The sequence below is a fragment of the Mycolicibacterium sp. TUM20985 genome (assembly GCF_030295745.1).
GTDB lineage: Bacteria > Actinomycetota > Actinomycetes > Mycobacteriales > Mycobacteriaceae > Mycobacterium.
Window position 1 is genome coordinate 3653113 of sequence record NZ_AP027291.1, and the last position, 14585, is coordinate 3667697.

A 14585-nucleotide genomic window follows, 5' to 3' on the forward strand; every position below is an offset into this window, starting at 1 on the left:
TACGGTGAGCGGATGCCGAGCACCGTTGCCGACCCCGTACTCGCGATCGACACCGCCGACCGCGTCCGCACGCTGACCTTGAACCGGCCACAGGCCAGAAACGCACTGTCGGCGGAGTTGCGGACCCGGTTCTACGCGGCGCTGCGCGAGGCGGAGGCCGACGACGGGGTCGACGTCGTCATCCTCACCGGCGCCGACCCCGTGTTCTGCGCCGGTCTGGACCTCAAGGAGCTCGGCGACACCGTCGACCTTCCCGACATCTCGCCCAAGTGGCCGGCGATGAACAAGCCGGTCATCGGTGCGATCAACGGGGCGGCGGTCACCGGCGGTCTCGAATTAGCGCTCTACTGCGACATTCTGATCGCGTCGGAGCACGCGCGCTTCGCCGACACCCATGCGCGCGTGGGCCTGCTGCCGACGTGGGGGTTGAGTGTGCGGCTGCCGCAGAAGGTCGGTGTGGGACTGGCCCGGCGCATGAGCTTGACCGGTGACTACCTGTCCGCCGACGACGCGTTGCGGGCCGGCCTCGTCACCGAGGTCGTCGCCCACGGCGAGCTATTGCCCGCGGCGCGCCGGATCGCGGCGTCGATCGTCGGCAACAACCAGCAGGCGGTCCGGGCGCTGCTCGGCTCCTATCACCGCATCGACGCCCTGCAGACGAGCGCAGGGTTGTGGACCGAGGCCGAGTCGGCACGACAGTGGATGGCCGTGACGACGGGTGACGACGTCGCCGCAAGCCGCTCAGCAGTGCTGGAACGCGGTCGCGCACAGGTGCGATAGGCACTCGTAGGGAAACGGGTGGCAGCAACGCTCGCCTTCGCAACCTTCTTCGGTACCGCCATGGCTGTGGGCAGCCTCGCGATCCCAGTGGCCAACGCCGACGTGCTGCCGAATGGATACGACGTGTCGTGCGCGCCAGCCAACGACACCCAGGTGGTCTGCGAGATTGCGGGCTGCCCTCGGGTGTACGAAAACTACGCCGGAGACGTGGTGCACACCAGGGTGAATGCCTTGCCCCAGAGAGAGATTGGAAAGGGCTGCAACGGCTCTATTACCGAGACCGTCAACCTCGCCTCAGCGTTCACGTACGCCGTTCAAGGCTGCCGCAAGCACAGGGCGAGTGGCGACGACTGCGGCGCCTGGTCGAACTACACCTTCACGCCCCCGGCCAAGGCCGCGCCACCCCCGCCGCCGCCCGTAGCCGCGCCGGCGCCCGTCATCCCGCCGCCGGTCGTCGTCCCGGATCCGCCAAAGAAGGTCGCACCGACCAATGCCGTAACGATGAACATCTCGGTGTCCGGCCTCACCGCGAACGTGGACATCGCGAGTAACGCGGACATCCCCGGCACATGCTCGTACAAAGCGACCGCGCCTCTGCTTCCGGCGGTCAACAAGTCATTCGACCTCGGGCCCAATGGGTCGATGAACTTCAGCACGCTGGCCCCACCGCTGTTCTCGACGTACCACGTGGTGCTGTCGTGCAAGGGCCAGTTCGAGGGCAAGTCGGTGGAGTTCGGGCACGTCGAAACCGACGTCACGGCGACCGGCTAGGAGTCGGCTGCGTACGCCATCGGGGGGGTGGCCTACCCCGTTCCGGCCACCAGCCAGCGGCCGGATGCCGTGCGCCAGCCGACGAATACCAGGCGCAGCAGCATGAACGTGGTCAAGCCCGACCAGATGCCGACGAGACCCCAGCCGTAGATCAACGACAGCCAGATCAGTGGCAGGAAGCCGACGAGCGCACTGGCCAGCGTCGCGTTCCGCATGAACTTCGCATCACCGGCGCCCAGCAACACCCCGTCGAGCGCAAACACCACACCGGCAATCGGCAACTGCGCCACGAGGAACCACCACGGGACACCGATCGCGTCCAGCACCGAACCATCCGAAGTGAACAGTCGCGGGAACGCCGATGCCCCTGCCGCAAAGACCGCGGCGAGCAGCGCCGCGGCGGCCGTCGAGAAGATGGTCACCCGCCACGCGATCGACTTGGCGTGGGCGAGCAGGCCGGCGCCAAGCGCCGCACCGACGAGTGACTGCGCTGCGATCGCGAGCGAATCGAGTACCAGCGCAAGGAAACTCCACAGTTGGAGCACGACCTGATGCGCGGCGACCGCGGCCGCCCCGAACCGCGCTGCCACCGCGGCGGCAGACACGAAGCACGCCTGGAACGCCAGGGTGCGCACCACCAGGTCGCGGCCCATGACCAGCTGGGCGCGCAGCACCGCGACGTCCACGCGCAGCGTCACCCGCTCGACCAACAACGCCCGGCAGAACAGCAGCGCCGCCAGCCACTGTCCCACCAGGTTGGCCACCGCCGACCCGGCCAGTCCCATCCGCGGCATCCCCACCCAGCCGTACACCAGCGTGGGGCACAGCACCGCGGACAGGGCGAACCCGGCAACGACGTAGCGCAGTGGCCGAGCCGTGTCCTGGACGCCGCGCATCCAGCCGTTGCCCGCCAGCGAGATCAGAATCGCGGGCGCACCGAAGATCGCAATCCGCAGCCAGGGCAAGGCGGTATCGGCAATCTCGCCACCATCGGCGATGACCGCCAGGATCGGCACCGCCAGCACTTGGACGATCGCGACGACGACGGTCCCGAGCGCGATGGCCAACCACGTGGCCTGCACCCCCTCGCCGACGGCCGACGCGCGGTCACCCGCCCCGAAGAAGCGTGAGGACCTCGCCGTCGTCCCATAGGACAGAAAGGTCAGCTGGGAGGACACCAGCGACAGGATTAGTCCACCGATGGCCAGACCGGCCAGGGCGACCGCGCCAAGACGCCCCACGACGGCGAGATCGAACAGTAGATAGATCGGTTCGGCCGCAAGCACCCCGAGAGCGGGGAACGCGAGCCCGGCGATGCGCCGACCGGTGGCTCTCGGCGGGTCGACCGGCTCAGCCAACGCGACGCCCGACGCCGTCAGGCAAGGGCCTGAGCCAGCGCCTTCACCACGTCGCCGGCCGGACCGGTCGCGGAGTATCCGGCCGCCAACCGGTGCCCACCGCCGCCGAAGCCGCTCGCGACGCCGGACAGGTCGAACGACTTGGCCCGCATCGACACGGTCCAGCGCTGCGGCGCGATCTCCTTGAAGACCGCGGCCACCTCCGCCTGTGCGGTGGTGCGGACGATGTCCACGATGCTCTCGACCTCCTCGGGCCGGGCGTCGCACCATTCATCGTGTCCCACAACGGCGTACACCAGCCCGCGACCGTTCACGGCATCGGGCAGGAGGCGGGCCGACGACAGCACGCGAGACAGCATCGGAAGCCAAGAGAACGGATGGGTGTCCATGAGCGTCCGGCTGATCGACGCGTTGTCGACGCCAAGCTCCAGCAGTCGGGCGGCCAGCCGGTGGGCCCGCGCACTGGCCCAGCGAAACGATCCGGTGTCGGTGGTGAGACCGGCGTACAGGCAGTGCGCGACGCGCTGATCGAGCGGCTTGCCCCAGGCGTCCAGCAACTCCGCGACGAGCATGGTCGTCGAATCGGCGGACGGATCGACGTAGTTGGCCGTACCGAACATCTGATTGGACGGGTGGTGATCGATCACCAGGACCTCGCTACCCGAATCGGCGAGGACCCGCAGCGCGCCGAGCCGGTTGATGCCGGGAATGTCGACGGTCACCACCAGGTCGCTGTCACCGTGCATGGCCTCCGGACCGACCAGCAGGTGCTGACCCGGCAGCGACCGCAGCGACTCGGGAAGGACCGAAGGCTCGGCGAACCCGACCTCGACGCGCTTGCCCAACCGCTCCAGCACGAGCGCTAGGGCGAGTCCCGCGCCGATGGTGTCCGCATCGGGATAGACGTGGCACACCACGCTGACGGAATCCGCAGAGTCGAGCAGCTCGGCAGCTCCGCGACCATCGACGCGCAGGGATGACCGAGAAATCTCAGCCTTCGGTTCGATCGCGGTCATAGGTGTCCTCAGGGTCACGCACGTCGGTGTCGGCCTCGGCTCCCCCGCCTACGTCCTCCGCCCCCGTGACACGGTACGGGTCCGCGTCGCCAGCCGGGGTGGCACCCTGCCGAATCCGGGCGAGATCCGCGTCGGCCTGTCTGGCCTTCGCCAGCAGGTCCTCCATGTCGCGGGCCGTATCCGGCAGCTTGTCGAGGACGAAGGTCAACGTCGGCGTGAACCGTACGCCGGTGCCCGCACCGACCCGGGTTCGCAGCGTCCCCTTGGCACGCTCCAGCGCTGCGGCCGCGCCCTCGTAGTCCGGCTCGTCCTGCAGCGTCTCACCACGCACCGTGTAGAACACCGTCGCGTCGTGCAGGTCGCCCGTGACCTTCGTGTCCGTGATGGTCACGAAGGCCAGGGGCGGATCCTTGATCTCGAACTCGATGGCCGAGGCGACGATGGTGCCGATGCGTTTGGACAACTTGCGCGCCCGTCCAACGTCAACCATCAATTCTCCTCGCGCGAGCGCTGGTCAGCATCAGGCCCGAGCTTTTTCGACGAGCTCGTACGCCTCGATGACGTCGCCTTCCTTGATGTCGTTGTACGTCAAGGTGAGACCACACTCGTAACCGTCGCGCACCTCGGTGGCGTCATCCTTCTCGCGCTTGAGCGACGAGATGGTGACCGTCTCGGCCACCACGACGTTGTCGCGGAGAAGGCGTGCCTTGGCGTTGCGTCGGATGATGCCCGAGGTGACGAGGCAGCCGGCGATGTTGCCGACCTTCGACGACCGGAAGATCGCCCGGATCTCGGCGCGGCCGAGTTCCTTCTCCTCGTAGATCGGCTTGAGCATGCCCTTCAGCGCGGCCTGAATCTCGTCGATCGCCTGGTAGATGACCGAGTAGTACCGGATGTCGACACCCTCGCGGGTGGCCAGCTCGGTGGCCTTGCCCTCCGCCCGGACGTTGAACCCGATGATGATCGCATTCGACGCCGACGCCAGGTTGACGTTGGTCTCGGTGACGCCACCGACGCCGCGGTCGATGACGCGCAGTTCGACCTCGTCGCCAATGTCGATGCCCAGCAGGGCCTCCTCCAGCGCCTCGACGGTGCCGGAGTTGTCGCCCTTGAGGATCAGGTTGAGCTGGCTGGTCTCCTTCAGCGCGGCATCGAGATCGTCCAGGCTGATGCGCTTGCGAGAGCGCGCGGCCAGGGCGTTGCGCTTGCGCGCGCTGCGCCGGTCGGCGATCTGGCGAGCGATGCGGTCTTCGTCGACGACGAGCAGGTTGTCACCGGCACCCGGCACCGACGTGAAGCCGATGACCTGGACCGGACGCGACGGGAACGCCTCCACGACATCCTCGCCGTGCTCGTCGACCATGCGCCGGACGCGGCCGTAGGCATCGCCGGCAACGATCGAGTCGCCGACCCGCAGCGTGCCGCGCGCAATGAGCACCGTCGCCACGGGGCCGCGGCCACGGTCCAGATGTGCCTCGATCGCGACGCCCTGGGCCTCCATGTCGGGGTTCGCCCGAAGATCCAACGACGCGTCTGCGGTCAGCAGCACGGCCTCGAGCAGCGCGTCGATGTTCGTACCCTGCTTGGCCGAGATGTCGACGAACATGGTGTCGCCGCCATACTCCTCGGCGACCAGGTTGTACTCAGTGAGCTGCGCCCGAATCTTGGCCGGGTCGGCGCCCTCCTTGTCGATCTTGTTGACCGCCACCACGATCGGCACGTCGGCCGCCTGGGCGTGGTTGATGGCTTCCACCGTCTGCGGCATGACGCCGTCGTCGGCGGCGACCACCAGAATGGCGATGTCAGTGGCCTTCGCACCACGGGCACGCATGGCGGTGAACGCCTCGTGACCCGGCGTGTCGATGAAGGTGACCAGTCGCTCGTTGCCGTCCAGTTCGGTGAGGACCTGGTAGGCGCCGATGTGCTGGGTGATGCCACCGGCCTCGCCCTCGCGCACGGTGGCGTTGCGGATCGTGTCCAGGAGTCGCGTCTTGCCGTGGTCGACGTGGCCCATGACGGTCACGACCGGCGGGCGGAACTCGAGATCGTCCTCGCCGCCCTCGTCCTCGCCGTAGGTGAGGTCGAAGGACTGCAGCAGTTCGCGGTCCTCGTCCTCCGGGGACACGACCTGCACGACGTAGTTCATCTCGCCGCCGAGCAGCTCGAGGGTCTCGTCGCCAACCGACTGCGTGGCCGTAACCATCTCACCGAGGTTGAACAGCGCCTGGACCAGTGCGGCCGGGTTGGCGTTGATCTTGTCGGCGAAGTCGACTAGCGACGCGCCGCGGGCGAGCCGGATGGTTTCGCCGTTGCCGTGCGGCAACCGCACGCCACCGACGACCGGTGCCTGCATGTTCTCGTACTCGGCGCGTTTTGCCCGCTTCGACTTGCGACCGCGCCGGACGGCGCCGCCGGGACGGCCGAACGCGCCTGCCGCGCCACCACGCTGGCCGGGACGGCCAGCGCCGCCACCGCCGCCACCTGGGCGTCCGCGGAATCCACCTGCTGCGGGGGCGCCACCGGGCGCACCGGCGCCGCCTGCGCCGCCACCGCGGTAGTTACCGCCGCCACCTGCACCGGGCGGACCGCCGGGACGTCCACCGGCACCGGGGCCTCGGGCACCGGGGGCAGGTCGCGGTCCACCGGGGCGACCCGCCGCTCCTGGACGGGCGCCTGGCGGACGCGGAGGCATGTTGCCGGGCGTGGCACCGGGGCGCGGTCCGCCGCCGGGACGTGGCGGGCCACCCGGACGGGGCGGTCCGGCAGCACCCTGCGGGGGCCGCGGAGCGGGACGCTCGACGGGCACCTGGGTGGAGAACGGGTTGTTGCCGACCCGCGGCGCGCGCGCTGCGGGCTTGGGCGCGCCGGGCCGAGGACCCGGTGTGGGGCCTCCCGGAGCGGCGGGATCAGCTGGTGCGGCCGGCTCTGCGGCAGCTGCCGGGGTCGCCTCGACCTGCGGCGGAGCCGACGGGGCGGCGGCCACCTCGGGAGTGGGGACCGGTGCCGGTGGCGGCTCGGGTGCGGCGGGCGGCCGCGGCGCGGCGGGCCTGGGTCCACCCGGCTTGGGCCCCGTGGCGACGACGCCGCCGTTGGTGGACGCACCACCGGTGGCTGCCTTGGGGGCCGCGGGCGCCGACTTGGCAGCGGCGGGCTTCGAGCCGCCGCCGAGGGCCTCACGGAGCCGTCGGGCGACGGGCGCCTCGACGGTCGACGATGCTGATTTGACGAATTCGCCCTGTTCGCTCAGCCGGGCGAGTACTTCCTTGCTGGTGACACCGAGTTCTTTGGCCAACTCGTGCACGCGGGCCTTGCCTGCCACTACATCTCCTGTCTAGGAGGCGACAGCAGTGGGCCGCGCCTCGGGTTTAGCTATGACGCATGGTCATCGGAACTTCACGGTGTGCTCATGTTCTTCGCTACCTGTTCTGTTGCCGGGCGGACCAAGGCTTCACCCTGTGTGAAGTATTCGACCACCGCGGAGGTGTCCGGCGAACCGGTGATGCGCAACGCGCGAACGAGGGCCCGCCGCCGGATTGCCACGTGTAGACATTCCTGGTCGGGATGCAACCACGCACCCCGCCCCGGAAGATTACCCGCTGCGTCGACGGTGATGGACGCGTTGCCATCTCCGTCGGCCACTGCGGCCACTCGAAGCAGTTCGACGGCCAGCACACGCTTCCGGCATCCGACACACGTTCGCACTGGTCCTTCGGGACTTCGATGCTTCCGTGCGCGGGTCACCGGACTCTCGCGCTGGATCACGGCTCAGTCTACCGTCACGATCACCGCAGAAAGAAACGCGTGTCTGCTATCCCTCGCGGGAGGCGCCGTGCGCTGCCTCCTGATCGGGCACGGCGTCGGGCGCCGGTTCCGCATCACTGCGTATGTCGATCCGCCAGCCGGTGAGGCGGGCGGCCAATCGTGCGTTCTGACCCTCCTTGCCGATCGCCAGCGACAGCTGGTAGTCCGGCACCACGACGCGGGCCGCTCTCGCGGCCTCGTCGATCACCGAGACGGACACCACCTTCGCCGGCGAGAGCGCATTGGCGACGAATCGCGCCGGACTCTCGTCGAAGTCGATGATGTCGATCTTCTCTCCGGACAACTCGCTCATCACGTTGCGCACGCGCTGACCCATCGGGCCGATGCAGGCGCCCTTGGCATTGAGACCCGAGACTCGGGAGGTCACGGCGATCTTGGAACGATGACCGGCCTCGCGGGCGACCGCGACGATCTCCACCGAGTTGTCGGCGATCTCGGGTACCTCCAGCGAGAACAGCTTGCGGACGAGGTTCGGGTGGGTGCGCGACAACTCGATCTTCGGCTCGCGTGCTCCGCGCGTGACGCCGATCACATAGCAGCGCAATCGATCTCCGTGTTCGTATGACTCGCCCGGGACCTGCTCGGCGGGCCGGATGACCCCTTCGGATCCCTTCGCCTCCGTGCCGAGGCGCACGATGACATTGCCGCGTGCATTCTCTCGGGCGTCGCGTTGGACCACGCCGCCGACGATGTCACCCTCGCGCGCGGAGAACTCGCCGTACATCCGCTCGTTCTCGGCGTCGCGGAAGCGCTGCAGCATCACCTGACGGGCGGTGGTGGCGGCGACCCGGCCGAAACCCTCTGGCGTGTCTTCCCATTCGTTGATCAGGTTGCCGTCGTCGTCGGTCTCCCTGGCGAGCACCCGGACCACGCCACTCTTACGGTCGATGTCGATGCGGGCCTCGGCTTGGTGACCCTCGGTGTGCCGGTATGCGGTCAGCAGCGCGGTTTTGATGGTCTCGAGGAGTTCGTCGACCGAGATCCCCCTGTCCACCTCGATCGCATGCAGCGCGCCCATGTCGATGTTCACTCTTCAACCTCCTTGCCAGACACCCCGGCCAACTCGAGCTCGAGCGGACTTGGGGGTGAGAACTCCACCTGGACAACGGCATTGGAGACGTCATCGAGGTGAAGCTCGCGAATGGTGAGCCCAGCCCGACGATCGGCGACCACCAGTCGCACGACGCCGTCGGCCGTCTCACCCAACCGACCCGTCACCTGCGAGCCGTCGGTGAGCGTGATGTCTACCTTGCGTCCCTGCGCCCGGCGGTAGTGACGCTCCGCGGTGAGCGGACGATCCACCCCGCGGGACGTGACCTCTAGCAGGTAGGGGGCCTCCTCGGCCGAGTCGTCGAGCTGATCGAGCAGATCGGCGGCCAGACGCGACAGCATCGCGACGGCATCGAGACTCAGGCCCTGCTCACCGTCGGCGATCACCACGATTCGCGGCGGACGAGTGGCCGCCGCGATGACGACGTCCTCGACTTCGTATCCCGCGCGGCCGAACTCGGCTTCGAGCAGCTCGATCACCTGCTGCGGGGACGGCAATCGCGCAGACCGTAGCGGTATCTCCGATGCCACGGTGAGCTCCTCGTCTTTAGTTGTACGGACCGGCACCACCGCTTTCCGCGCGGAACCGAGTGTTCACGATACGCCAGCCGGGCAGGACCCAGTGGCAAACGTTCGGCGCAACCGCGCAGATCGAGGTCCGGCGGGTCGCCGTGGTCGGGATGGCAGGATGTTGCTGTGTCGAGCGCCCTCCCCACCGTCAGCAGGCGGCGTGTCCTCGTGGGCGGCGCCGCGTTGGCCCTGCTGGGGGCCACCGCCACCACTGCCTGCGGGTCGAGTCCGCCCGTTGCGGAGGTGGATGCCTTGCTCGGGCAGCTCGACCGGGCGCACGACGACAGCGTGCTCGCCGGCAACGCCGCCGCCGCGGCGTCACCCACGGTCGCCGCCGCGCTGACGATCGTCGCCCAGCAGCGGGCGGCGCACGCTCGGGCCCTCACCGACGAGATCACCAGGTACTCCGGCGAGGCGCCGAAGACCACATCCTCCACGTCCTCCACGTCCTCCACGTCCTCCTCGTCCTCCACGTCGACGAGTGCCACGCCAACGACGTCCGGCCCGCCGCCCAAGCCGCCGACTGCCTCAGACGTCGTCGCAGCGCTCGGGCGGTCCGCGGACGGCGCCAGCCTGCTGGCGACCCAGCAGTCTGGTTACCGGGCGGGCCTGCTCGGCTCGATCGCGGCGGCATGCACTGCGGCCGTGACCGTGGCGTTGGTCGGCATCAGGCCGACGCCATGACGTCTCCGGACAGCACGCCCACCACCGCGGCCCGGCCGTCGGACGCGGCGGACGGTGCGCTGTTCGATGCGCTCGCGGCCGTGCACGGGGTCATCTACGGCTACGGCGTCGTCTCCGCGCACTCGTCACCCGACGCCAACGCCCTGGTGTCCGGGTCGCTGGCGGGCCACCGCGAACTGCGCGAAGAGGCGATCGCGCGCCTCACCGCCCGGAACGTGACGGCACCGGTGCCCGCGGTCGGCTACCGGTTGCCGTTCGCCGTCGCGGACCCCACCGCCGCCGCCAGGCTGGCCGTCCGGATGGAGGAGGACGCCGCGGTGGCGTGGCGGGCCGTCCTGGAGCAGGCGAAGGCCGGCGACGACCGCGAGCTCGCCGTCACCGCGCTGACCCGGTGCGCGGTCACGGCCGCCAAGTGGCGCCGCGTGCTCGGCGTCGTGCCGCCCACGGTCGCGTTCCCCGGCGGTACCGAGAGCTAGCTGGCGAGCGTGGCCGCGATGGCTGCCGCCGCGCCGTCGACGGCGACCTCCTGCGCCTCGCCGGTGAAACGGTTCCGTAGTTCGACGACACCGTTGGCCCAGCCTCGCCCGACCACGACGATCCATGGCACGCCGAGCAATTCGGCGTCCTTGAACTTCACGCCAGGCGACATCTTCCGGTCGTCGAGAAGCGGCTCCACCCCGAGCAGATCCAGCTGCCTCGCGAGTTCGGTTGCGCCAGAACGTGCTTCGGGATCATTGTTGGCGATGACGACGTGCACGTCGAACGGCGACACCGACGCCGGCCACCGCAGACCGATCTCGTCGTGACTCTGCTCGGCGATGACCGCCACCAGCCGGGACACCCCGACACCGTAGGAGCCCATGGTCAGCCGGACCGGTTTCCCGTTCTCGCCGAGCACGTCGACGGTGAACGCGTCGGCGTACTTGCGGCCGAGCTGGAAGATGTGGCCGATCTCGATCCCCCGCGCCGAGACCAGCGGGCCTGCGCCATCGGGTGAGGGGTCACCGTCGCGGACCTCCGCGGCCTCGATCGTGCCGTCCGCGACGAAGTCACGTCCGGCGACCAGGCCCACGACGTGCTTGCCGTCGGAGTCGGCGCCGGTGATCCAGGACGTCCCGTCGACGATGCGCGGGTCGATCAGATAGCGAACTTCGTTGGCCAGCAATGCCTTCGGCCCGATGTAGCCCTTGACCAGAAAGGGGTACTTCGGGAAGTCCTCGGGAGGCAGCATGACGTACTCCGCCGGGTCCAACGCCGCGCCCAACCGTTTGTCGTCGACCTCACGGTCCCCAGGCACGCCGATCGCCAGCAGCTCCCAGTCGCCGCCCGGTTGGCGGACCTTCAGCAGGACGTTCTTCAATGTGTCGGCGGCGACGACCTCCCGCCCCGCGAACTGAGGCAGATTCGCGCCGTTGGCCCAGTCGACCAGCGTCGCGATGGTCGGGGTGTCGGTGGTGTCGTAGACGACCGCTTCGGGCAGCCCGTCGATGGGCAGTGCCTCCGGGCGCGCGGTGATGACGGCCTCGACGTTCGCGGCGTACCCCGACTCCAGGCAGCGCACGAAGGTGTCCTCGCCGACCGGACTCTCGGCCAGGAACTCCTCCGAGGCGCTCCCGCCCATGGCGCCCGACACCGCCGAGACGATGACGTACTCGACGTTCAACCGCGCGAAGATCCGCTGGTAGGCCTCGCGGTGGGCGTGGTAGGCGGCCTTGAGCCCGTCATCGTCGACGTCGAACGAGTAGGAGTCCTTCATCACGAACTCCCGGCCGCGCAGGATGCCCGCGCGCGGGCGGGCCTCGTCGCGATACTTGGTCTGGATCTGATAGAGCCGCAGCGGGAAGTCCTTGTAGGAGCTGTACTCCCCCTTCACCGTGAGCGTGAAGATCTCCTCGTGGGTGGGCCCGAGCAGGTAGTCGCTGCCACGCCGATCCTTGAGGCGGAACACACCGTCGCCATATTCGGTCCAGCGGTTCGTCGTCTCATACGGCGCCCGAGGTAGCAGCGCGGGCAGCAGGATCTCTTGCCCGCCAATGGCATTCATCTCCTCGCGCACGATCTGCTCGATCTTGCGGAACACCCGCAGGCCCAGCGGCAGCCAGCTGTAGAGGCCGGGGCCGACCGGACGGACGTAACCCGCCCTGATGAGGAGCTTGTGGCTCGGCACCTCGGCATCGGCGGGGTCGTCGCGCAGAGTGCGGAGGAAGAGTTCGGACATGCGGGTGATCACAGCCGACAACCTTATCTACCGCGCCATCTAGTCCCGACCCTGCCACGTGCAGACGCACACCTCGTTGCCCTCGGGATCGGCCAACACCCAGAACGCGGGCGCGGCGGCGTCGGACAGCAGCGTCCCTCCCGCAGCGAGCGCCGCGTCGATGCGGGGCCCGGCCCGTTCGGGTGGAACGTCGACGTCGAGATGGATGCGATTGCGGATGACATTCCCCGGGGTGCCGCCGCGGGGCACGTCCATCTGCTGAAACCAGATGGCCGGCCCGCGTCGGAGCGGGTCGAGCAAGGCGCCGGCGGGTAGGTCCGGCGGGCCCGCCTCGTCGACGTACCCGGTGACGGCCCTCCAAAAGGGCCTGACCAGGGCAATATCGAGCGCATCGATGGCGATCTCGAGGTTCTGTGGCACCACGGTGTCTTCACCGGGCTCAGTGCGCAGCCCCCGTGCCGCGAGTGCCTCCGTCACGCGCCGGGCCAGTTCCAGGTCGGGTTCGGTGACGGAACCGGTGGCGATGGTGTGCAACCGCAGCACGACGCGGTGGGTGTCCAGGTCGGCGCTCAGGTGCCCGTCGCCGGCGGTTCCGACGGCGGTGACCGCGAGCGAGGCGGTCTCGGCGGCGGCGGTCAGCGACGGTACCGCGACGTGGGTGACGGCGGCGCCGAGGATCAGGCGCCAGCCCAGCGGGTCCACCGCATCGGAGATTCGTTGCCGGGTGAGATGGTCGGCCATGGCGCCACGCTAGCGCGCGGCTACGACACCCGCGGCCGTCACAGTTCGCCGGCCTCCACGGCCTCCTTGGTGTGCTGCGCCCTGGCGATGTCGCGGGCGGAGAAGCCGATCCAGAATGCCGCCACGCCCACCAGGATCGAGATGCCGGCGACCCACAGCAGTGAATAGGTGTAACCCTCGCCCAGGGCGTCGAGTTGGGCGGGCGTCATGTTCTTCACCGGGCCCGTGGTGCCGCCCAGGTACAGCGTGCGCGAGGTCTGCACGGCCATGATCACGACCAGCACCAACGGGCCGCCCAAGTTCTGCACCATCAGCGTGATCGCCGACACCGGGCCGATTTCGCGTGGCCCCACCCCAGCCACGGCGCACAACGGCAGCACCACAGAGATGATCCCGATGCCGAACCCGCCCAACACGATCGGGATGAACAGTTCGGGGAAGTACGGGATGCTGCGATCAAGCGTCGACCCGTAGAGCATCGCGGCGAGGACGTACAGCCCGCCGCCGATGATCAGCCATCGCGGAGCGAAGCGTGGCGCCAGTTTGGTGGCCAGCACGTTGCCGACGCCCACGGCCACCGCGAACGGGAGGAAGCAGATCCCCGCTCGCAGCGCCGAGTAGCCCAGCACATCCTGGGCCAACAGGCCGACCATCACGGTGACGGTGAGCAGGACGCCGCCGCCGAGGAACCATGCCACGAACGTTGCGACGCGATTGCGGTCACTGAAGACCGAGAACGGGACCAGAGGATTCTCGGCGGTGCGTTCGGCGAGGAAGAACGATGCGAAGAACACCACCGACGCGACGGCCGCACCGACCACCCACGGGTCGAGCCAGCCCCGGGGCGGGCCCTGGGTGAAGACCAGCACCGCCGACGTGCAACCGAGCGTGGCCAGCAGGGCGCCGGTGATGTCGAGTTTGAGGCGTTCGTGGTGCGTCTCGCCGATCCGCAGCCACGCGATGATCACGATGACGATGCCGATGGGAACGTTCATCAAGAACGCCAGCCGCCAGGAGATGACCGTCAACAGCCCGCCGAGCACGAGCCCCAGCACCGAGCCGATGGCCTGCATTCCCGCCGACACCGCCATGGCTTGATTCCGCGCATGCCCGACGGCATAGGTGGTGGCGATGAGCGCCAGGCCAGTGGGCGCGGCCACCGCCGCACCGATGCCCTGCAGCGCGCGGGCGGCGATCAGCGTGAACTCGTCGCCTGCCACCCCGCAGATCAACGATGCGATGGTGAAGATGCCGACGCCGGAGAGGAAGGCACGCTTCTGACCGATCGCGTCGCCGACCCGGCCGCCGAGCAGCAAGAGCCCACCGAACGTCAACACGTAGGCGGTGATGACCCAGCTCTTTCCGGCGTCGGAGAGATCGAGGTCGGCCTGCATCCGCGGCAGAGCCACGATGACGATGGTCCCGTCGAGGGTCGACATGAGCTGCATGCCGGTGATCGCCACGATCGCGATGCCGAGCACCGATGACGACAACGGCGCAGTGGAGTTGTCCGTCGAGCCTGAAGAACCACCCGAGGAAGACATTGCAAGACACCCTACCCAGACTGGGTGCCCG

General features: G+C 68.9%; 14 protein-coding genes. 4 read left to right on the forward strand and 10 right to left on the reverse strand.

Features of this window, described 5'->3' with window-relative positions; all coding sequences use genetic code 11:
* Positions 1 to 12 precede the first annotated feature (12 nt).
* Together QUE68_RS17960 and QUE68_RS17965 are read left to right on the forward strand one after the other, a co-directional pair.
* Positions 13 to 780, forward strand: a complete 768-nt coding sequence (locus tag QUE68_RS17960; protein ID WP_284227474.1) for an enoyl-CoA hydratase — start codon at positions 13 to 15, stop codon at positions 778 to 780.
* A gap of 60 nt (positions 781 to 840) precedes the next feature.
* Positions 841 to 1551, forward strand: coding sequence for a hypothetical protein (locus QUE68_RS17965; protein ID WP_286274207.1), 711 nt, complete (start codon positions 841 to 843; stop codon positions 1549 to 1551).
* Positions 1552 to 1583: 32 nt separating this feature from the next.
* Here QUE68_RS17965 and QUE68_RS17970 read toward each other — a convergent pair whose 3' ends face one another.
* From QUE68_RS17970 to rimP, 7 genes are all read right to left on the reverse strand, one after another.
* On the reverse strand, positions 1584 to 2909 hold the full coding sequence (locus QUE68_RS17970) for an MATE family efflux transporter (RefSeq protein WP_286274208.1): 1326 nt from the start codon (positions 2907 to 2909) through the stop codon (positions 1584 to 1586).
* 17 nt (positions 2910 to 2926) lie between these two features.
* Complete coding sequence (locus tag QUE68_RS17975) at positions 2927 to 3925, reverse strand: DHH family phosphoesterase (protein ID WP_284227478.1); 999 nt, start codon at positions 3923 to 3925, stop codon at positions 2927 to 2929.
* A complete protein-coding gene (gene rbfA, locus QUE68_RS17980; protein WP_286274209.1) occupies positions 3900 to 4415 on the reverse strand; it encodes a 30S ribosome-binding factor RbfA in 516 nt (171 codons plus the stop codon). Before rbfA ends, QUE68_RS17975 begins: the two co-directional genes overlap by 26 nt.
* Before the next feature lie 30 nt (positions 4416 to 4445).
* A complete protein-coding gene (infB, locus tag QUE68_RS17985; protein WP_286274210.1) occupies positions 4446 to 7244 on the reverse strand; it encodes a translation initiation factor IF-2 in 2799 nt (932 codons plus the stop codon).
* Between the two features lie 74 nt (positions 7245 to 7318).
* Positions 7319 to 7564, reverse strand: a complete 246-nt coding sequence (locus tag QUE68_RS17990; RefSeq protein WP_286274211.1) for a YlxR family protein — start codon at positions 7562 to 7564, stop codon at positions 7319 to 7321.
* 169 nt (positions 7565 to 7733) lie between these two features.
* Entirely contained in the window at positions 7734 to 8777 is a 1044-nt protein-coding gene (nusA, locus tag QUE68_RS17995; RefSeq protein WP_284227484.1) for a transcription termination factor NusA, read from the reverse strand.
* The gene (rimP, locus tag QUE68_RS18000) at positions 8774 to 9328 is read right to left on the reverse strand and encodes a ribosome maturation factor RimP (RefSeq protein ID WP_286274212.1); all 555 of its coding nucleotides are present in this window, start codon (positions 9326 to 9328) and stop codon (positions 8774 to 8776) included. Before rimP ends, nusA begins: the two co-directional genes overlap by 4 nt.
* A 165-nt stretch (positions 9329 to 9493) precedes the next feature.
* On the opposite strand from rimP, the gene QUE68_RS18005 reads away from it, so the two are divergent.
* Positions 9494 to 10051, forward strand: a complete 558-nt coding sequence (locus QUE68_RS18005) for a hypothetical protein (protein WP_286274213.1) — start codon at positions 9494 to 9496, stop codon at positions 10049 to 10051.
* On the forward strand, positions 10048 to 10527 hold the full coding sequence (locus QUE68_RS18010; RefSeq protein WP_284227488.1) for a ferritin-like domain-containing protein: 480 nt from the start codon (positions 10048 to 10050) through the stop codon (positions 10525 to 10527). The genes QUE68_RS18005 and QUE68_RS18010 overlap by 4 nt, the downstream gene beginning before the upstream one ends.
* Here the strand turns inward: QUE68_RS18010 and QUE68_RS18015 are convergent.
* From QUE68_RS18015 to QUE68_RS18025, 3 genes are read right to left on the reverse strand one after another with little or no spacing between them, the layout of a single operon-like run.
* The gene (locus QUE68_RS18015) at positions 10524 to 12281 is read right to left on the reverse strand and encodes a proline--tRNA ligase (RefSeq protein WP_284227489.1); all 1758 of its coding nucleotides are present in this window, start codon (positions 12279 to 12281) and stop codon (positions 10524 to 10526) included. The two genes, QUE68_RS18010 and QUE68_RS18015, sit on opposite strands and share 4 nt — an antisense overlap.
* Before the next feature lie 27 nt (positions 12282 to 12308).
* Entirely contained in the window at positions 12309 to 13010 is a 702-nt protein-coding gene (locus tag QUE68_RS18020; RefSeq protein WP_286274214.1) for a VOC family protein, read from the reverse strand.
* Between the two features lie 38 nt (positions 13011 to 13048).
* A complete protein-coding gene (locus QUE68_RS18025; protein WP_286274215.1) occupies positions 13049 to 14554 on the reverse strand; it encodes an MFS transporter in 1506 nt (501 codons plus the stop codon).
* Positions 14555 to 14585: the final 31 nt, after the last annotated feature.

Bases quoted from the DNA above. Each gene is read 5' to 3' on its own strand.
- QUE68_RS17975 (WP_284227478.1), bottom strand. From the start codon at position 3,925: ATGACCGCGATCGAACCGAAGGCTGAGATTTCTCGGTCATCCCTGCGC.
- QUE68_RS17965 (WP_286274207.1), top strand. From the start codon at position 841: ATGGCTGTGGGCAGCCTCGCGATCCCAGTGGCCAACGCCGACGTGCTG.
- QUE68_RS17960 (WP_284227474.1), top strand. From the start codon at position 13: ATGCCGAGCACCGTTGCCGACCCCGTACTCGCGATCGACACCGCCGAC.
- QUE68_RS18010 (WP_284227488.1), top strand. From the start codon at position 10,048: ATGACGTCTCCGGACAGCACGCCCACCACCGCGGCCCGGCCGTCGGAC.
- QUE68_RS18020 (WP_286274214.1), bottom strand. From the start codon at position 13,010: ATGGCCGACCATCTCACCCGGCAACGAATCTCCGATGCGGTGGACCCG.
- QUE68_RS18025 (WP_286274215.1), bottom strand. From the start codon at position 14,554: ATGTCTTCCTCGGGTGGTTCTTCAGGCTCGACGGACAACTCCACTGCG.
- rbfA (WP_286274209.1), bottom strand. From the start codon at position 4,415: ATGGTTGACGTTGGACGGGCGCGCAAGTTGTCCAAACGCATCGGCACC.